16 protein-coding genes are annotated in these 18,522 nt (G+C 56.1%); 4 read left to right on the forward strand and 12 right to left on the reverse strand.

Annotated features, from left to right (window positions below):
• Positions 1-189: 189 nt before the first annotated feature.
• On the forward strand, positions 190-1,311 hold the full coding sequence (locus ABD890_RS11495) for a DUF1570 domain-containing protein (protein WP_345088997.1): 1,122 nt from the start codon (positions 190-192) through the stop codon (positions 1,309-1,311).
• Here the strand turns inward: ABD890_RS11495 and ABD890_RS11500 are convergent.
• Together ABD890_RS11500 and ABD890_RS11505 are read right to left on the reverse strand one after the other, a co-directional pair.
• Positions 1,308-1,580: a hypothetical protein gene (locus tag ABD890_RS11500; RefSeq protein WP_345089000.1), complete on the reverse strand. Its 273-nt coding sequence runs from the start codon at positions 1,578-1,580 to the stop codon at positions 1,308-1,310. The genes ABD890_RS11495 and ABD890_RS11500 overlap by 4 nt on opposite strands.
• A gap of 258 nt (positions 1,581-1,838) precedes the next feature.
• Positions 1,839-2,474, reverse strand: coding sequence for a TrkA C-terminal domain-containing protein (locus ABD890_RS11505; protein WP_345089003.1), 636 nt, complete (start codon positions 2,472-2,474; stop codon positions 1,839-1,841).
• A 359-nt stretch (positions 2,475-2,833) separates the two neighbouring features.
• Between ABD890_RS11505 and ABD890_RS11510 the strand changes: the two genes are divergently transcribed.
• Both ABD890_RS11510 and ABD890_RS11515 read left to right on the forward strand, forming a co-directional pair.
• Positions 2,834-3,160 (forward strand): hypothetical protein, encoded by a 327-nt coding sequence (locus tag ABD890_RS11510; RefSeq protein WP_345089006.1) that lies wholly within the window; start codon positions 2,834-2,836, stop codon positions 3,158-3,160.
• Between the two features lie 121 nt (positions 3,161-3,281).
• Positions 3,282-4,232 carry a DUF3616 domain-containing protein gene (locus tag ABD890_RS11515; protein WP_345089009.1) on the forward strand — a complete coding sequence of 317 codons (951 nt, stop codon included), beginning with the start codon at positions 3,282-3,284 and terminating at the stop codon, positions 4,230-4,232.
• 12 nt (positions 4,233-4,244) lie between these two features.
• Here ABD890_RS11515 and ABD890_RS11520 read toward each other — a convergent pair whose 3' ends face one another.
• Complete coding sequence (locus ABD890_RS11520; protein ID WP_345089012.1) at positions 4,245-5,093, reverse strand: WD40/YVTN/BNR-like repeat-containing protein; 849 nt, start codon at positions 5,091-5,093, stop codon at positions 4,245-4,247.
• Positions 5,094-5,213: 120 nt separating this feature from the next.
• Positions 5,214-5,648 carry a hypothetical protein gene (locus ABD890_RS11525; protein ID WP_345089015.1) on the reverse strand — a complete coding sequence of 145 codons (435 nt, stop codon included), beginning with the start codon at positions 5,646-5,648 and terminating at the stop codon, positions 5,214-5,216.
• A 489-nt stretch (positions 5,649-6,137) separates the two neighbouring features.
• On the opposite strand from ABD890_RS11525, the gene ABD890_RS11530 reads away from it, so the two are divergent.
• Entirely contained in the window at positions 6,138-6,935 is a 798-nt protein-coding gene (locus ABD890_RS11530) for a hypothetical protein (protein ID WP_345089018.1), read from the forward strand.
• Positions 6,936-6,944: 9 nt separating this feature from the next.
• Here ABD890_RS11530 and ABD890_RS11535 read toward each other — a convergent pair whose 3' ends face one another.
• The 8 genes from ABD890_RS11535 to ABD890_RS11570 form a co-directional block, all read right to left on the reverse strand.
• Complete coding sequence (locus ABD890_RS11535) at positions 6,945-8,429, reverse strand: outer membrane protein assembly factor BamB family protein (protein ID WP_345089021.1); 1,485 nt, start codon at positions 8,427-8,429, stop codon at positions 6,945-6,947.
• A 277-nt stretch (positions 8,430-8,706) separates the two neighbouring features.
• Positions 8,707-12,120: a S8 family serine peptidase gene (locus ABD890_RS11540; protein WP_345089024.1), complete on the reverse strand. Its 3,414-nt coding sequence runs from the start codon at positions 12,118-12,120 to the stop codon at positions 8,707-8,709.
• A 505-nt stretch (positions 12,121-12,625) separates the two neighbouring features.
• Complete coding sequence (locus ABD890_RS11545; protein ID WP_345089027.1) at positions 12,626-12,892, reverse strand: hypothetical protein; 267 nt, start codon at positions 12,890-12,892, stop codon at positions 12,626-12,628.
• A 195-nt stretch (positions 12,893-13,087) separates the two neighbouring features.
• Positions 13,088-13,519 (reverse strand): Ig-like domain-containing domain, encoded by a 432-nt coding sequence (locus ABD890_RS11550; RefSeq protein WP_345089030.1) that lies wholly within the window; start codon positions 13,517-13,519, stop codon positions 13,088-13,090.
• A 51-nt stretch (positions 13,520-13,570) separates the two neighbouring features.
• Positions 13,571-14,494, reverse strand: a complete 924-nt coding sequence (locus ABD890_RS11555) for a hypothetical protein (RefSeq protein WP_345089033.1) — start codon at positions 14,492-14,494, stop codon at positions 13,571-13,573.
• A 148-nt stretch (positions 14,495-14,642) separates the two neighbouring features.
• Positions 14,643-15,647, reverse strand: coding sequence for a ketol-acid reductoisomerase (gene ilvC / locus ABD890_RS11560; protein ID WP_345089036.1), 1,005 nt, complete (start codon positions 15,645-15,647; stop codon positions 14,643-14,645).
• A 183-nt stretch (positions 15,648-15,830) separates the two neighbouring features.
• The gene (ilvN, locus tag ABD890_RS11565; RefSeq protein ID WP_345089039.1) at positions 15,831-16,355 is read right to left on the reverse strand and encodes an acetolactate synthase small subunit; all 525 of its coding nucleotides are present in this window, start codon (positions 16,353-16,355) and stop codon (positions 15,831-15,833) included.
• Between the two features lie 280 nt (positions 16,356-16,635).
• Positions 16,636-18,021: an arylsulfatase gene (locus ABD890_RS11570; RefSeq protein WP_345089042.1), complete on the reverse strand. Its 1,386-nt coding sequence runs from the start codon at positions 18,019-18,021 to the stop codon at positions 16,636-16,638.
• Positions 18,022-18,522: the final 501 nt, after the last annotated feature.

Consider the following 18,522-nt stretch of genomic DNA (forward strand, 5'->3'; position numbering starts at 1 on the left):
ATAGGGTGTTCAGCTATGAAAAACGAGACTAAGGGAGATGAGGTGAGCGTTCATTCTAGGGATAGTCGGGGATAGTTACCAGGGAATTCTGAGAAACTTTCCCCCTCATTCGCAGGGTATTTTTCCCGGACGTAACCTAAGCTTTTAAGGTTCTTTCGACTCCTTCGTAGTCTAACCCCTGAAAATGCTATGAAGTTCCTTAGATATGTGGCCCTTGGGCTGATTTTGAGTTTTGCCCATTTTACGCGATTTTACACATCATTGGCAGAGGGGCAAGGCACCACCTACCCGGTGATGATCCAGCTCGATCTGCGCAATCAGACGATCCAGGCGACCCCGGTGCTGGCCTCAGAAAACCGGGTCATCATGCTGGGCCGTGATGGACAGATGTGGGACTTCGACCCGAAAACTGCATCGAACTACTCGAAATTAGGAACTCCCTTCCGCCCTGCTTCCCAGGGAGAGATGCGCGGCGAACTGCTCGCCGAGTTCGGCAAGGGCTACGACGTGACCGGGACAGGCAGCTACCTCGTGGTTCACCCCGCTGGCACCAAAGATCAGTGGGCTGGCAATTTCGAGAAGCTTTATCGCTCGTTCCATCACTACTTCACTGCCCGTGGGATTCATCCTCAGCGGCCTGAGTTTCCACTGGTCGCGATCGTCTTTCCAACCTTCCAGGCCTATCAGCAGTATGCGGCGAACGAAGGGATGCGGGTTTCGCCCGGGATCGTGGGCTACTACTCGTCACGAACCAACCGGGTCGCCTTGTACGACATGACCCACGGCAATCACAGTAACCAGGCGTTGTGGGACGAGAACATGTCGACCGTCATCCACGAGGCGACCCACCAAACGGCTTTCAACACCGGCATCCATAGTCGCTATGCTCCGCAGCCGAAGTGGCTGGTTGAGGGACTGGCCACCATGTTCGAGGCCCCAGGCGTCTGGGATTCGCAGAACCATGCTCGCTTCGGCGATCGCGTGAACAAGACTCGCATGGTCGAGTTCCTGCAGTTCAACAAGTCGCAGCGGCCAGCGAACTCGCTGGAGCAGTTCATCGCGTCGGACGATGCTTTCTACAAACGCCCCAGCACGGCGTACGGCGAAGGGTGGGCATTGGTGTTCTATTTAATCGAAACGAGACCGCGTGAATTCGCCGCCTATATCAAGACGGTATCGCAACGTTCCGGATCGGAAGACTACACCAAAGAGCAGCGAGTCTCCGATTTTCAAGCCGCCTTCGGCCGCGACCTCGATCAGTTGGAATCGCACTTCCTGCGATACATCTCGCAACTGCCAAACAAAATCTAGCCTGCGCGAGAAAGGCGAAGCCTCGGACATGCCGCTGGGATGAAGCGACTTCCCAGCCAGCGATCGATGGTGATGCAAGGGGCAAACAGATCGCAGCAAACCAGATGGCGTTGCTCGGCCGAGGCGTTCTTCGGTTCGACGAAAAAGTAAACCTCGGAATCGATCGCCGCGGCTCGCTGCATCCCAAGTCGCGACATCACGATGTACGTGCTGATGTAACTGAAGAGGCAGGCGACCAGCACGCCTCCGATCCAGCGGTTTATCTCCATCGGGGACCTCACTCGAACGTTCGCTACCCGTGCGTATTCTAGCGACGAAGTTCGATTCCCGCCCGCTTTTAGCCTCCTGATTCGTCCGACTGGTCCGGCGGATCGATCGATGGTTAGGTTGCGTGACTCCTGGGAAGAATCAGTAACCACACGTCCCCAACCCCGATGACATGCACGCTCATTGGCACCGGAAGAAGCAAGATTCCCTATCCTGTAACGCGGACAACGAATCCGATGGCCTTGGTCACTTTCACCTATTTAGCTGACGACGGCATCCGGGCTTTCGACCTGCTGGTTCTCTTCCTCTTTCTGTTCGCGCTGAAGCTGCAGTTGCTTGTCGACGGCTTTGTGGTGATCCCAGTTACCTGTCGAACCGGCGCGACGTTCGTCGAGATTGCTTAGCACGTCGCGTTGGCCATACATGATGACGGTGTCTCCTGGCTTCAGTTTGGTGAAACCGCGCGGGGCACCGACATATACCGCGCCTGGGCGTTCGATCCCTAAGACCAAGACCCCTTCCTCCGAGAGTCGCAGCGACGCGAGTTCGCGTTCAGCGAGCCAATCGTTTGCTTCGACTTCCATCTCAACAACACTGTAGCCATGTCCGAGGTGCAGCAGGTTCGAGTAGTCGCGAACCTCGAGATCGGTCCAACGCCGCAGGGCCCATTCCACCATTCGGTTCAATCGATGATCGACCCACTGACTTTGCGTGGCGGTCCACAGCACCGCAATGCCGACGAACAACATTCCTAAGCGAATCCAGATGCTTACCGATTGTTGTTCTCCGGTATTCACAAACGAGAGCATCAACGAACTCACGGCTGTCACGATCCCGGCGTTACCCAACAACATCAGCAACATGATGATCTTCCGACGAACGGGATGCTGTGTCACGCGGTCCGATTCTGACGTCGTGAAGCCAGCGCCCGTGAAGGCAGATCGGGCTTGAAATTGAGCTAATTGGTGAGATAGCCCAGTCAGCACCAAAGCGACCGTCGCGACGCGAACGACCATTAGTGAGATGACAACGACCAGAAATAACGAAATTATCGGTAGAAATGAAGCCATAGTGACGGACATCTCCCTTTTACGGGAATGAGAAATAGGAATGCAGCGTATGACCTATCAAAAGCAAATGACGCGCCGGGATCGGAAAACTTTCTGCGGTCGGGCGAAACCTCTGGAAAGATTTCCGGTGTCGCCTCGAATACAATAGCGAGCAGCAATCGGCGATTTCGAGTGGAGTGAAGCAAGTGGTTGACTGGGACGATGTAGAAACCGACGCGGAAGAATACATGTTCGGGGCGCCGTTCGTCTTCGGCCGGTTCGTTTATCGTGTTGGCCGCGGCTTCTTCCTCCGTCCTCGCACCTATGGTGAGCGCACCGCGCAACTGATTCTGCTGCCGATCATCGCTTTCGGCGTGCTGTTTATTTACGGCCTGGTGACGCTGCCCCTTCCCTACTGGGCCCAAGGGGTCGCGTGCCTCTTCTTTCTGGTGTACTTCTGTGGCCTCGCTTGGACTGCGGTGACTTTGTCGCATCGCTATGAAGAAGAGATCGAGCAGCGCGAAGAGTTCTAGCCCGCGTGTGATCCTTCCAGCTCTAATTTAATTTGAAGCATGGCATGCCCAGCCTCTAGAATCTTGGGGCACGCCCATCACCTATCCGGTTGCCAGTCACCGTTTGAAAAGAGGCCAGACGATGCAGCAACGAGCACTTTGGACGTTTCATGGCAAGATCGAAAACGGGGCCGACATCAGCGCGATCGCCGTATTAGAAAACGGCCAGTTTGTCGCGATCGCAGGTGACGAGGGAGCGACCGTTCAAATCCTTCAGCGGCGGTCGCCTGGTGAATATGAGACGTTCAACGAGATCGATTTGACGGGGCAGCTTAAAAAAGGAGAGAACGAGTTCGACATCGAAGGGCTCGCCTACAGCCGAGGCCGCATCTATGTCCTTGGATCGCACTCGAAGAAGCGTCCTCTCCTCGATCCTTCCCTCAGCCAGAACACCAACCGCAAACGACTCTTTCAGCGCGACAACCAGCCAGGTCGCCAGGGTTTGTATGAAATCGATTACCAGGGCAACGGCCAGTTCGCCAAGAAGGTGAAACCGTGCGACCTGATCGAAGCGATCCAGGCCAGTTCGGTCCTCGCTCCGTTTCTCGAAATTCCGAGCAAGGAGAACGGCATCGACCTGGAAGGGCTCGCCGCCCAGGGAGACGATCTAGTGGTCGGCTTTCGAGGCCCCATCTTACGCGAAGGATGGGTTCCGATCTTGAAGCTCGACTTCGACAAGCCAGAGAAGGCCAAGACCTTATTCGTCCAACTTGGTGGCCGCGGGGTTCGCGATCTGTTGCAGACCGCTGAAGGCCTGTTGATTCTGGCCGGGCCGATGCGTGACGAGCCTCTCGCGTATGCCGTCTACTTTTGGAATGGCAACGATGCGATTGCCGGGCACGACCGCCGGGCGGATGACGTGCCGATACTTTTAGGGGAAGTTCCGCTACCGCATGTCGGAGCGAAACCGGAAGGTCTGGGTCTGGTCGAAGAAGGAGTTGGCTACTTCGACGTGGTGCTGGTTTGCGATAGTTCCCCGAACGGTAGCCCAACCGTCTTTCGCGTCGCCAAGCCATTGCCGCGCAAGTCGTAACCGCTGCGAGAATCAGACCGCGCCGAACGTGATTCCATTGACATGCTCCGGAGCCCTTAGCAGGTCTTCCCAGTGGATCGCGTCTTCTGAAATCAGAATGCGTCCCTTCCAGGCCGAACCGACAAACAGGCCATTGCCGAAGGCACACGTCTCGGGGGCGTTCTCGTTCTCGACGCGTTCCCAAGTCTTGCCATCGTTCGAGAAGTACGTCGCGCCAAGTCCCACGCCGACGAAGCGTTCACCAGTCCAGATGAGCGAATTGATGTGCTCCCCTTCAAGGCCAACCTGACGGTTGCCCCAGGTCAAACCATCTTCGCTAGTCATCCGCAGCCCGTGCAGCCCTGCCCCGACGTAGACACCGTTGCCATATGCGATGTCGATAAAGGTATCGAGTTCCGGCAGCGGATTGGCGTCTTGCCAGGCGGTCCCTTCTTTACTGACCGCGACGCGGCCTTTAACGCCCACCGCGACAAACTGTTCGTTGCCGAATGCGACCCGCAACAGTAGCGGTTGCTTGTCGAACTTGTTGGGACCTTCCCAGGTTTTGCCATCGCTGCTGGTCATGGCAATCGACCAGTGGCCATCCATGTCGCCACCAATCACCAGGAAGCGACCATTGCCATAAGCGATATCATGCAGACGGCCGTCGATATCTTTCTCGCTGAGTTTCTCCCAGCTTTTGCCGTCGGCCGAGGCGAAGAACAGAATCTTGCCGCCATAGGTTGCAAAGGCAACGAATTGCCCGTCAGCGAACTGACAACCTCGGAAATAATAGTTGTTCTTTTCCGTGATAGGCTCGGACCAGTTGCGTCCATCGGCAGAGACGATGCGCAGGCCCTGTTGTCCGTAGGCAATGAACATGAAAAAAGCTGCGTTGGGGGGAGAAAGGGTGAGAGGCCCTTCTCATTGTAGTCCCCGCGGCAGCTCAATCTATCCGGCGTTTGCCCCTACCGGCATCGAAGATGATTTGATGGCTAAAGGTTATTCATCCGCCGCGACCGCCACCTGCTGTTTCGAGAGGCTCTCAGGCTGGCTTAATTCGCTGCGATGTTCGATCGGAAACATATTCCGCTCGAGAACCTCAGGATCCTGGGTGGTCCATGTTTCGCGAATATTGTTCGCGTAGACCTTCCGGTGGACGTTCATGTCTTTCCAATGACAGACGTACTGATCTTGATTCCACGACTTACGGGGAAGCTGATCGTCGGTTTTCAGAAGTCGCCAGGCTCGAACCTGGAAGCGTTGGGAAGCACTGTCCCATTGATAAAAAATGAGCTGATTGATGACGAGACGACCCTGGAGGTCGTACAAGTGATTGATCTCGATGAGGTCGACCCGGTCGACAACATGAGTTTCGACAGGGGAAGCCCCCATCGAGGCCATCGTTAAGATGGACGCGACTACGAACGAGGTCATGCTCGTCTCCCTAAACCAGTCGTTGGAGATGGAGAGGAAATGGAGAGTTCCGCGAGATCCTTTCACGGAGACTGCTGTGCGCAAATGACGTCCACATTCTGAATGCATTGAACGCCTTACGCGAAACATGTGCCAATACCTGCCGTGGATTACCGAGATCCCGCTGTAACTCCCACTCCCACTTCACTTTTGAAAAACCGGAAGATGTCGATTTAGGGCCTGCTTGAATTACTGTTGCTGATCAAATTCGCACGCACCTTTAGCGATGCTGATTTTTTCATCATGGCTATCAAGCGGCCAGTTTACGTGTTTGATTCATACCGTAACTTGAAAACAAGTCCCCCTAACCTCCCAGTCTGTTGAACCCGGTAAGTGAGCAAACATGCGTGGTTTTGGCTCGCTATCAAGGCGACTCCCCACCCAGGTTGCTACGATTGGGGTACCTGCGGCTGATGTTGTCGAGGGCTATTGATAAGGACTCATTTACGCGTGAAATGGCTCGCCATAATCTGGCTTTTAGCTCTCTATTTCGTTCTATACGGTTTGATGTACACCGAGACATATCAAACGCGGGTGGTGCTGTTGATGACCGTTCCCTACACGTGGGCCTGCCTGCTGGGGATTTGGCTGGCTGCGGGATCGGCTTCGGCCGTGATCCGTTTGCTGGGAACGATCGCGGTGAGCTGCTTGCTGGTGGGGCCGATCGTTCACTTGGATTACCATCCCACACCATTCTCTGTCGGCCTGGCGACAGCGACGTCGGTATCGGCGATCCTGACGCTGATGCTGGGAAGCCTCAATGCGATGCTCCCGGTGCGGACGACCTGGCAAGTTCGGTTCGCACTATGGGAAGTGGTGGTCAGCGTGACCTTGCTGGCGTTCACGTTCGCCTGGCTGAAAGAACTCTCGGAGCTGACCGAATGGCAGCTGAAAGACTGGCCCGATATCATCGGCGGCGACACCATGGCTCTGGCCGCGTTCACGAGCGTGCTCGTGGTTGCGACGCTTCTGCCTGTGTCGGTCTTACGGGCTCGCGATCGTTGGATTGGCTGGGGTATCTTGCTGGTGACCCTCGCGGCATTGCCGATCCTCGAGTGCATCACGTTTCATTCGTTGTATGGAACGAACTTCACCCCGCTCTTCTTCTACCAGCACAACCTCTATCAAGCAGGCCTTTCGTTGGCCGTGCTGATCCCCTTCACCCGCTGGCTGCCAGGGGTTCTGTTGCGTGAAACTCCGGCACCTGCCGAACCGGTCGAAGCGAACTCGCCGGTAGATCCGACTTAGGTTCGGTGATTAGCGTTCACCGATACAGATGAGATACTCTTGCCGCTTCCCTTGCGAGCTGTCGGCGAACCGGGCGTACAGCTTGCCCTGACTGACGATCGGCGTGGCGAACAGTTCGTCCCCCAGCTTGTTCTTCGAAACGACCTCGAACGCCTGGGGATTCGCTTTCACGACCCACAGATCGCCTGCCTCGTTTCCGAAGTAGATGTTGTCGCCACTGAGTAGCGGCGACGAACTCACATCGCCACCCATGCGGGTCTTCCACATCTCTTGGCCCGTCTTGCCATCTCGGCAAACCAGGATCCCGCCGTCGGTGTTCGAGTAGAGATAGCCGTTATAAGCGAGCATCGATTGTTCGTAGCATTTGTCACGGTTAGACCATAGCACTTCGCCGGAACCATCCGCCTTGATCGCGACGGTTTGCGACTCGGGATAACCGCCACTGGCGAAGATGGTATCGCCATCCCAGACAATCGTGCCGCACGTGGCTCGGGAAGTGCCTGGCGCGGACCATAGCTCTTTGCCAGTCTTGGGATCGTACGAGCAGACCATGTTCAAACCGCTGATCAGCATCTGATCTTTGCCGGCGACCTTGGCCACGATCGGCGTGCTGAACGAGATGCCGGGCCGTGGGACCTTCCAGCGCGGCTTGCCATCTTTCTGCGAGAACGCGGCGATCCAACCTTTCTCAAATTCGCCCGCGACGATCACCATGTCTTCGTACAGAATCGGTGAAGGTCCGTAACCGAACTTGAACTCTTGCGGGCTGAACTGTCCGGCGTTGATTTGCCACTGCATCTTGCCCTGCAGGTCGAGAGCAATCAGCTGGACAGAGTTGTTCTGGATGAAGACCGCGAACAACTGTTTGCCGTTCGAGGCCAGCGTCGACGTGGCGTGCGTATTCTTGGGGTGCAGATCGGTTTGAAAGCCTCCCTGGGTCACCGGCGTTTGCCAGACCACTTCGCCGGTGTTCTTATCGAATGCGAAGACTCCGGTCGTCTTGCGGTTCTCGTCGGCGGAAGTGAGGTAGATACGGTCCCCAATCAAGATCGGCGACGAATGTCCTCGACCAGGGATGGGAACTTTCCACAGCACATTCTGCGACTCGGTCCATGCTGCCGGAGCGGCCGGTCCCAGAGCAACGTTGTTTGCCAGAGGTCCACGCCAGGCAAGCCAGTCCCCGGTCGGCGTGCTGCTGGAACTTTCTGTCGGCTTCGTCCCTGATTCGCCTCGAGCCGGCTTGTTGCCACCGGCACGCATTTCTCGCAGATGGGCTCGTACCCAGGTCTGATCGGCTCGACTGAGCTTCGACATCGGGACGGTCACGCTTTCGCCATCGGTTCGATTCAGCGTCACGTTCCCTTCAGCGTAGCCGCCGAACTCTGCTTCCACCCGGAACTGGCCGGTGGCATCGGTCCAATGCCGCGTCTCTGCAAAGGCCACAATCGCACTGAGAGCCACCAAAACGGGAAACAGGATCAAAGGACGAACCATCGAAGAGGCCTCGCACATGGAAAGAGCGATTCAGGTTGGACTAGTGAGGAATGGTCATTTTGGCCCAGACCTTTCAGCAATTTCAAGAATTCCCTTCAGAAGCAGGAAAATCGCTCGAAAGTCATCGATCTCGCGGCAGTGTGGTTCCATAAAAAAATCGCTCAGACCAGGGCGATCCGAGCGATTCGAGGTGGGCTGTGATGGGGTGGGAGGGGTTACTGCCTGTTTACGGTGGGGTAATCGAGGATAAGCATCTGGGAATGATTAGCAGGTCGAACTAATCATCCCACTCACCAAAGTATTGCATGATAAAGTCGATGTCGCTGACATAACTTTTGTCAGAACCTTCAGTCGAGTAGGCATTCACAACGTCAAAACCGGCAGCGAAACTTGTGAAATTGTCCCCTTGTAGCGATGCATAATTTGACCGAGCGATAAGTCTGTCATCCGACTCGGTATCAAACATGTATGCCACATCGTGACCACCCGAAGTTGCCAGAGCATTCACGCGTTCGAAACCACGCACCGAGTTCGCATAGCCTTGGCCCGCCATCGAACTTTCCACCTTGCGGCTGTAGAAGGTGTCGTTACCGATGGTGTCGTAGAAGAAGGCCTGGTCTTTGCCACCCTTCGTCGAGACAGCGGTCGTGCGATCGAACCCTTGGGCCGATGTGTAATAACCAGGGCCATACATGGTGGCCTGGGTGCCACGGGCAACGTACACGTCGTTGCCGGCGGTATCGTAGAAGGTGGCGATGTCGGTCCCGCCGTTCATGGCGATCGCCATCACGCGGGTATAGTTGTAAACCGAGTTCGTATAGCCGGAACCACTCAAGACTGCCGAGCTGCCGTACGAAGTGAACGTGTCGTTCCCCTTCGAGTCGTACAAATAGGCCTGGTCCGATCCGCCCGAGCTATAGACATTGGTTCGCTCGAAGCCGTAGGTTGCCAGGGTCGTGCCATTGCTCAGCAAATAGCTGTCCTGACCACGACCGATGAAGTAATCGTTGCCGCTCGAATCGTACAGAGCAGCCGTGTCGATCCCGCCGTAAATGGCTCGGGCCGAGATCACATTCGCACCGGAGACTTCGTTCTTGTAACCGGCACCCGACATCGAAGCCTTCTTCGGACTGGCCGTGAAGGTGTCGTTGCCAGCGGTATCGTAGAACGTCACCGAGTCGTATTTGCTCGCTTCGCCGATGTTGTTTTCGACGTTCTTGGTGCTCCAGGTGAAGCCGCTTCCGCGAACCGTCATCGTATCGCCCTTGAAGAGCCACGATTCGGTGCCGCTGGTACCGTAGAAGTGAGCCGTGTCATTACCGTCGCCACCGTCGAAGGTGATCTTGCGAACCTGCGAGGCGCTATAGCTCGACGACTTGCCGTTCATCGAAACGGTGATCGTGCTGCCACTATGCGTGACCGAGACGGTATCGTTGCCGGCGGTACCGATGATCGCCAGCGTTCCGCTCTTCAGCTCGAACGGCGACGACTCGGTGACCTTCACGCTGTAGGTACCGACCTCGGTATCGGTTAAACCTTTCACGGCGACATAGACCGAGCCGGTCACCGGTGCGGTCCACACGATCTTCGAGCCACTCGAATCGGAAGCCAACTGCGACACGCCGTTGCTTCCATAGAGCGACAACACCGAACCATCCATCGTCGATTGACTCAGGTCGATCACATAGGTCGTTCCGGCAACCGCACTGAAGCGGAAGTAGTCGATGTCGCCTGCGTAATTCAGCTTGCCTGTCTTGGAGGTGCCGACCGAGATCACGGTCGCACCTGAAGTGGTGTTCGAGTGATCGTCGGGCTGGACGATAGTCACGGTCGTGGCGACCAGGTTACTGAGAGCACCATCGTTGTCCATCGCCTGGGCGAAGATCAACTGCGTGCCAGCCGTGGTGAATGGATTGCTGACGGTCAGGCTGGCCAGTCCGCCGCTGATGGTCGAATCGCTTCCCAGCACGGCGTCGGTCGAGTCCCACTTGCCGTTACCATTCGAGTCGCGATAGAAGGTCACCTTCGAGACGTTGCCATCCGAGTCGGCGGCATTCTTCGCGGTGATCGTGATCGTGTTGGTTTCGCCCAGATAGACGGTCGAAGGATCGGTCGAAACACTGCCGATGGTCGGTGCGGCGTTTGGTTCTGGAGTTGGATCGGTATTGGGATCTGGCGTTGGATCAGGATCGCTGCTCGATGGATTCAGCAGATCGAGCGTGCCTGCGGCATTCAAACGCATGCCGGTCGAGACCTTACCATTCAAACCTGAAATCAAGTCACCACCACCCAGGATCGCAGCCTTCACTTCGGCAGCGGTGGCGTCTGGATCGTAAGCGAAAGCCAACGCGGCGACGCCAGCGACATGCGGGGCTGCCATGCTGGTTCCGGAGAAGCTGGCATAATAGCCACCGATGATCGTGCTGTAGATGCCGACACCAGGGGCGGCGATGTCGACCGTTTGCGAGCCGTAGTTACTAAAGCTCGCCAGGTTATCGTTGTTGTCGGTCGCAGCCACCGAGATGATGTTGCTGACGTTGTAATTCGATGGATAGTGCGCGATGCTGTCGTTGTTGGTTCCGTCGTTACCGGCTGCGGCGACGAACAGAATGTCGGCGGCTTCGCTGGCCTGAATGGCGGCATCGAGCGAAGAGCTATAACCGCCCCCACCCCAGCTGTTATTCAGCACGCGAATGTTCACGCCATACTGCGTTCGCATCATCGTGGCGTAGTTGATCGCTCGGACGGCGTCGGAAGTGTAACCGGCACCGCTGGCCGAGAGAAACTTGAGCGCCATGATCGAGGTGTTCCAGGCCACGCCCGAGACACCCTTGCCGTTGTTTCCTTGCGCGGCGATCGTTCCGGCGACATGCGTACCATGATGGTTATCGTCCATCGGATCGCCGTCGTTGTTCACAAAGTCGTAGCCGTGAACATCGTCAATGAAACCGTTGCCGTCGTCATCGATTCCGTTCCCGGCGATTTCGCCAGGGTTGGTCCAGATATTCCCGACCAGGTCAGGATGCGTGTAATCGACACCCGTGTCGATGATCCCCACGACCACGCTGTCAGAACCGGTGGTCTTGTTCCAGGCTTCTGGGGCATCGATTTGATTCATGCCGTAGGTCGCCGAGTAGGCGGCATCGTTCGGCGTGATGTTGAAGACCGAGGCCACGTCGAGCTCGTAGTTGCTGATCACGTCGAGCGAAGAGAACCAGGCCCCGACATCTTCCGACGTGGCACCTTGGCTGTGGATCAGAAGTTGCCCGACCAGACCCAGCCCGCGAACGACTTCAATCTGAAAGCCGCTGCCTGACAACAAAGCCGAGACTTGCGATACGGAGGTCAATTGACTGGCGACGTCCTCTTTGAGTTGGACGATCCAGTCGTTGGTGTATGGGTCGACGTTCGACTGCTGGACGACGCCGTCGGAATCGATCGAATAGCTGCCGCCAGTTCGTTCGTACGAATCGCCGGCGACGTCCTCGAACCAGATCGACGAAATGGTATCGCCCGCCATCATGCTGCGAACTTCAAGCATTTCCATAGCATTTACGGTCGAATGCTTGGACGAACGCTTCTTCTTTCGACGTGGACTCTTCTCGAGGCGATCAGGATTGGTCGTCAGATTCCGCCACCAGGAAGCCAGCCCGGAACCATCGCCCCGATTTTCGCTATCGAAACTTCCCACCTTCGCTGCTCCTACAATTCACCTCAGACTCGAATTCCTAGCGAGCCGCCGGTTTGGATAAGTGCTTGCGAGCATCTGCTAGCCGTCCCAAAAGTTGCCTGGGGGCCCGGCTGCAATCGCTGCAAGCAAAAACAAAGTGCTGCGTTGTCAATGCAAGCACCGAGATAAGCAGAGCGTGACGTGGGTCAGTCTTCTGCCATTGCGCTGGCTGCCCGGTCACGTCAGGGAGTTAGAGACTCAAGATCGCGCTGACAGCTTGCAATCCTTGCGTGCTATCAACGCCTTCGTTGAATCCTGCGGAAATGTCGGTCGCGCCTTCCCTGGCGTCAAATCGAGCGGGGAGGGATTCTGGAAAAATCTACGGAATTGCTCAAGTCCGAATGGACCTCAACCGACATTTGTGGCGAAAAGAAAACGCTGCGTGCGGCTAGCAGCTTCTGTTATGCAGCGATGTTGATTTTTTGATTCGTCCTGGTTTCGGCTCCGCCTAAACCGACAAAATGGCCTAGCCAGCCATCATCTTGTAGAGCCCAAACAGGATGGCGGCGACGCCAAATACAATGCGCACGATGGCCAGCAACTTGCCGTTGAAACCTTCGACCTTGTTGCCCCACTTGTCGCGTGAGGTGCCACTCAACAGTTCCACCAGCCCCCAGCCACCAATGACCAGCCCCAGCCCTCCGGCAATACAACCCAGGACAAACGGGTTTTCGTCCATGTAACGATCAAAATCGCTTCGGACTTCCGCCAACAGAGACAAGAGGTTGAACATCAGAGCAGTGCCTTTTGAGAGGAGAACATCGAGGATGAGCGTGTTGTCAAAATATCACCACCCAAGTGGCGATTAAACCCATCACCGAAATGCGATGCTTGAATTTGCTCGATTTCTTCTCCGTTGGCTCGCTGAAAAAGGACCGCATTGGTCCATCTAAAGACACCTCCCCTTACATCAGGCGGTTTGTCGAGACTATAGCTGTTCCAACGGAGCCGTTTGAAACTGCAACAGAAAGGGCTCGAGGATATTGCCGGAGCGGTCCTGGAACATCTGGAACTGTGCATTGTTCAACCAGATCGCGTAGTCGCGACCTGGCTCGAGCTTGACCGGGTACGTGACCGTTTTGCCGTCGAAAGAGAACGTCGCCGGTCCGTTGGCTTCCGGAAATTTGGCGGCGGGATCGATGCAGAAAGAAAACCGATCGGTCATCATCGGCTCGCTGAAGGTAATCGTGATCGCCGTCAGATCGGACGGAACACGACGATCGTTATTCTGCGGATTGGTCACTGTGACCTGAGGTGCCTCGTTGTCTGGCTTGGCTCCCATCAAGATCGCAAACGCAACCGTTATCAGGCTGAAGCCCACGGTCAGCAGCAGCAAAGCAAGGCTCATTTTCCACGGCATGCAGCGAACCCCTTAACGGCCGAGACCTCGTCTCCAACCGGCTCGACGAAGTTAGAAACCAACCACATAACGAAGTTGCGGCCCGAAGTGATCTCGCAGTTGCCGAGCTTTGTCCCAATCCGGAATCTTGGCCGTGAAGGGAAACTGGCCTCGTGCCTCCTCGTTATCGATACACATATGGGTGAAAAGTAGCGATAACGCCTTCAAGACAACCAGTCGCGATTGAAGGTCGATCTCGTCCTCGGTTCCCTCCGGAACACGGACTTCCAGGCCATCAGGAAACGCATCGTTTGGAGGAAAGTGCGGCCAGGGCTTCCGCGGAGGACTGTTCAGTCCAATCTCAGTCACCCGTAAACCACTTTTGGCTTCCGAGTCGACCGACAGGGCCTCGAATCGCCGCAGCTTATAAGGTGGCTGCTCCTCAAAATATAGCGTTTGCCTGGTCTTGCCGGAGGGGGAAAGCGAACTCACCTTCCACCCGCCGCCAGCATCTTTCTCAAGTTGCGGTTCCTCTTTCAATCCCTTCCAGAACGAAGGGATATCGAGCACTACATCGGCTTCTTTCTTACTGCTGCCAATGCCTAACTCGAACCCGAAGTTCTCTTCTTTAACGCGGATATGGATGGAGCCGTTGCACTCCGGCAAGATATGGACGCACTGGGCACCGAGATCGAAGACCAATCCCTTGTCGTCGGCAAGGAACCAGCCAGGCGTTCCCTGGTCGTCGCTACTGGCCAACATCCCGAACGATTGTTCGCGATCCCAATCGACGTCGACCTTCAATCCCGTTTTCTCGGCAAACATCATCTCCATGTGGAAACGAATCTGCTGGAACTGCTCGTCCTTCGACGAGATCACCGGAACCGAGTCGAGCAGTTGCTTCACGGTCGGCTCACTTGGCGGCTCCGCAGCCGACAACGAAACAGCCGCCAGAAGCGACCCTAGAAAACTGACCAGCCCTGTCCAACGAACCATCCTGGATCTCCCCTCTCAAATTAGGGATTACGGTGTACCTCTTGCCAGGATAGCAAGTTTGCGGGGAATGGTTCAAGAAACAAAAAACGGCACCCAGTTTCCCGGGTGCCGTTTTGATGATTCAGCAGAGTGAAAATCGCAGGGCGATTTAAACTTCCTTCGAGTCGATCCAGCTCATCAGGCTACGCAGACGCTTGCCGACTTCTTCGACCTGGTGGGTGCGTTCGCGACGACGGATCGCCTTGAAGCGGGCGGCACCGGCTTTGTTTTCCAGGATCCAGTTGCGAGCGAACGTGCCGTCCTGGATTTCGGTCAGGACCTTCTTCATCTCGGCCTTGGTTTCTGGCGTGATGATGCGTGGGCCGGTCGAGTAGTCACCGAACTCGGCGGTGTTACTGACGCTGTATCGCATGTAGTTCAGACCGCCCTGATAGAACAGGTCGACGATCAGCTTCACTTCGTGCATGCACTCGAAGTAGGCCATTTCTTCCTGGTAACCAGCTTCGACAAGGGTTTCAAAACCAGCCTTGATCAGTTCGCTGAGGCCACCACACAGAACGACTTGTTCGCCGAACAGGTCGGTTTCGGTTTCTTCGGCGAAGGTGGTTTCAATCACGCCACCGCGAGTCGCACCGATACCCTTGGCATAGGCCAGACCGATTTGACGGGTTTCGTCCGAGGCACCGTCGCCCAGAGCGATCAGACCAGGAACGCCGCCACCCTTTTCGTATTCGCTACGAACCAAGTGACCAGGACCCTTCGGAGCAACCAGCAACGAATCGACGCCTTCTGGCGGAACGACCTGGTTGAAGTGAATGTTGAAACCGTGCGAGCACATCAGAACGTTGCCCGGCTTCAGGTTTGGCTTGACGTAGGTGTTGTAGATGTCGCCCTGGACTTCGTCAGGCAGCAGCATGTTGACGATGTCGGCCTTCTTGGTAGCTTCTTCGACGCTCATCGGCTCGAAGCCGTGCGACTTGGCCAGGTCGTAGTTGGGGCTACCTGGACGCTGGCCGATGATCACGGTGCAACCGCTGTCGCGCAGGTTCTGTGCCTGGGCGTGTCCTTGCGAGCCGTAGCCCAGAATGGCAATGGTCTTGCCCTTCAGCACGGACAGGTCAGCATCGTTGTCGTAATAGATTTTGGCGGTCATTAATTTGTACTCTAGAAACGAATGGGTTGATGGACGGTGTGTATCGAATCCCCTCGCCGTTGAGGGGAGAGGCGTTTTTTAGAAGTGCAAAGAACCCCATTCCAGACCCTCTCCCCAGTCAGGGAGAGGAAGGTGGAACATTGGCGAGATACTTTCTGAAAGATCTCGCTGCAGGGTCAGAGCTTACGCTTCTATGGCGTGCGGATCGTTGACCTGGTCTTCCAGGGGGGTTCCGCTGCGAACCATGGCGATTCGTCCCGTCCTCACCAGCTCGCGGATTCCAAAGGGTCGCATCAGATCGATGAATGCGACGATCTTGTTTTCAGTTCCAGAGATCTCGATGATCACCTCGGTACGTCCGACGTCGACAATACGTCCGCGGAAGATATCGACCAGCTCGCGAATCTCGGAGCGTTTGGCCCCGGCCGAAGCCTCGACCTTGATCAGCATCAGGTCGCGATCGACAAAGTCTTGCGAGCTGACATCCAATACACGTACGACGGTGACGATCTTTTCGAGTTGCTTGCGTACCTGCTCTAGTACCGCATCATCCCCTACGACGACAAACGTCATTCGAGAAAGATTTGGATCCTCGGTTTCCCCCACTGCGAGCGAATCGATATTGTATCCGCGTGAGGCGAGCATCCCGGAAATGTGGGCGAGTACCCCGGGCACATTCTGTACCACCGCCGAGAGCACGTGACGCATTGTTTTCTCCCAGAACCGTAAATTGAAACCCGCATGATAGTTTCCCCCCCTTGCACCGACAAGAGGCGGGGCTAGGCCACCCAATAATGTGGGCAGGCAAGCCATTAACTCTGCTTTAACGCGGGAAGATGTAGCAACAAAAAGCAGAGCGAACCGATCTTGTTAAGACAAGCCAACTTAAGGAGAGTTCGGCCCCCTCGATTGAGGTTTTTGGTTCCCAGGCCCAGGCTCCCTATTCGGTGGCTGGGCCAGCGGGCGATCGGTTGTTGAAAACGTCGGTTTACTTCGACTTCGCTTCCTTCAGGAAGTTCGTCATGATCTCGACGATCTCTGGCTTCTCTTTAGCGATGTTGTGCTCTTCGCCCAGGTCTTGGCTCAAGTCATACAACTCGACCGGAGAGTTCGCGTTCTTGCGAACCGCCTTGAATTGATCCAAGCGGCAGGCTTCCCACGTATTCCACGAGGTATAGCTGATCCGCTGATCGGGTCGACGCAGGCCTGGTTTGATTTCGTTCTTACCCAACAGCGCCGGCAAGAAGCTGAGGCCGTCGTTCAGCGGAACTTCCTTCGCCTCGGTCAGATCGGCGTAAGTCGCCATCACATCGTACGCGTTGTAGGTCGTGCCGTTCTCGGTACCGGCCGAAATCTTGCCTGGCCAGACCGCGATGAATGGAACGCGGATGCCCCCTTCATAAACGGAACGCTTGAAGCCTCGCAGTGGGCCGTTGCTGTCGAAGTAGTGCACGTCGTGGCCACCTTCGTTGTGCGGACCATTGTCCGAGGCGAAGCAGATCAGCGTATTGTCTTCCAGGTTCAATTCCTTCAAAAGCGATCGCAACTCGCCGACGCTGTTATCCATGTAGGTCACCATCGCGGCGAAGCCCTTTTCGGTATCGGGCCAATCTTTGTCGGCGTACTGGCCGTAGGTGGGGACTTCCATGCCGTTGCCGGTCACGCGTCCCCCTTCGTTGTTAGCATGCGGAATCGTCCAGTGCAGATGCAGCAGGAACGGGTTCTCTTGATTGCGGCGGATGAAGTCGAAGGCTTCCTTCGTCATCACATCGTGCGAGTAAGTCTTGCGATCGTCGAGCTTGGCGACGCGACTGTCAGGCAGCTTGTCCCCCATTTCGACGTTGCCCTTCAGCGGAAGCTTTTCGATCTTGTCCCCTTCACAGCGCCACAGATAGGTCGGGTAATAGTTGTGGGCGTTGCCTTGATCGAGGTAGCCACACCAGAAATCGAATCCGTGATAGATCGGTTCGCCACCACTGCCTGGTTCGCCCAGGGCCCACTTGCCGACGCCACCGGTGACGTAGCCTTGCTGCTTCATCAGCTTGGCCAAGGTGAAATCGCTTTGCTGCAAGGTGTACGGCTTGTTGTCGTTGATCGGTTGGTGCCCCAGATGCTTGCCGGTCCACAGCACCAAACGCGAAGGACGACAAACGGTGCAGCCGGCATAGAAGCTAGTCAGGCGAACGCCATCCTTTGCCATCTGATCGAGATTCGGCGTTCGTACCTGCTTCTGACCGAAGCAACCGAGGTCGCCATAGCCAAGGTCGTCGACATAAATAAAGACCACGTTGGGCTTGGTTGGTTCCGCGGCGAATGCGGACATTGGCAGCGCGAACAACAGCAGCGCGACGATCTTCGTGAGCAGGCGAGGCATGATTGTGGACCTTGCGTTCGGGGTTACCGGCGAAACGGGGGCAATCGGACGGAGGGCCGTTCAGTATCCTCCTGTAGCAATATGGGGTCAAATAGTCAGCACGCATGTTCTTCGTCGCCGATTGCGTCCATCTCTTTTCACCGCAACAACATGCCTAACCGTCGCGGGCCGCAAATTCGTACCCCGGCATAGCCCATTTCCCCGTTCGCTGCCTGAGCGAACTTTCCGGCTCAGCCCTTATGCAGCAGCAACGCGGCCCGATCTTCCATTGCCCAGACTGCTATCGCGGGCCATGAAACCGTTCTGTAAATTCTTCGAATTCCAGGAAGATTCCACGTGACATCATTTTGGGAACTTTTTATAGTTCGAGACAGTGCCCAGCAAGCCTCCTGAACGAGTGACCTCGTTTCGCCTGGCTTCCACGGCACAGCAACCTGGATACCGCAACGATGACAACGGACCGCCGATCGCTCGCGATCTGCTTCAGATAGACCGGGCCCC

This window comes from Bremerella cremea, assembly GCF_039541315.1.
Taxonomy (GTDB): domain Bacteria; phylum Planctomycetota; class Planctomycetia; order Pirellulales; family Pirellulaceae; genus Bremerella; species Bremerella cremea.

What these genes read in the sequence shown, in the direction of transcription:
- ABD890_RS11535 (WP_345089021.1), bottom strand. Translation starts at nt 8,429, where the DNA reads ATGGTTCGTCCTTTGATCCTGTTTCCCGTTTTGGTGGCTCTCAGTGCG.
- ilvC (WP_345089036.1), bottom strand. Translation starts at nt 15,647, where the DNA reads ATGACCGCCAAAATCTATTACGACAACGATGCTGACCTGTCCGTGCTG.
- ABD890_RS11515 (WP_345089009.1), top strand. Translation starts at nt 3,282, where the DNA reads ATGCAGCAACGAGCACTTTGGACGTTTCATGGCAAGATCGAAAACGGG.
- ABD890_RS11550 (WP_345089030.1), bottom strand. Translation starts at nt 13,519, where the DNA reads ATGCCGTGGAAAATGAGCCTTGCTTTGCTGCTGCTGACCGTGGGCTTC.
- ABD890_RS11555 (WP_345089033.1), bottom strand. Translation starts at nt 14,494, where the DNA reads ATGGTTCGTTGGACAGGGCTGGTCAGTTTTCTAGGGTCGCTTCTGGCG.
- ABD890_RS11545 (WP_345089027.1), bottom strand. Translation starts at nt 12,892, where the DNA reads ATGTTCAACCTCTTGTCTCTGTTGGCGGAAGTCCGAAGCGATTTTGAT.
- ABD890_RS11525 (WP_345089015.1), bottom strand. Translation starts at nt 5,648, where the DNA reads ATGACCTCGTTCGTAGTCGCGTCCATCTTAACGATGGCCTCGATGGGG.
- ABD890_RS11520 (WP_345089012.1), bottom strand. Translation starts at nt 5,093, where the DNA reads ATGTTCATTGCCTACGGACAACAGGGCCTGCGCATCGTCTCTGCCGAT.
- ilvN (WP_345089039.1), bottom strand. Translation starts at nt 16,355, where the DNA reads ATGCGTCACGTGCTCTCGGCGGTGGTACAGAATGTGCCCGGGGTACTC.
- ABD890_RS11500 (WP_345089000.1), bottom strand. Translation starts at nt 1,580, where the DNA reads ATGGAGATAAACCGCTGGATCGGAGGCGTGCTGGTCGCCTGCCTCTTC.
- ABD890_RS11570 (WP_345089042.1), bottom strand. Translation starts at nt 18,021, where the DNA reads ATGCCTCGCCTGCTCACGAAGATCGTCGCGCTGCTGTTGTTCGCGCTG.
- ABD890_RS11495 (WP_345088997.1), top strand. Translation starts at nt 190, where the DNA reads ATGAAGTTCCTTAGATATGTGGCCCTTGGGCTGATTTTGAGTTTTGCC.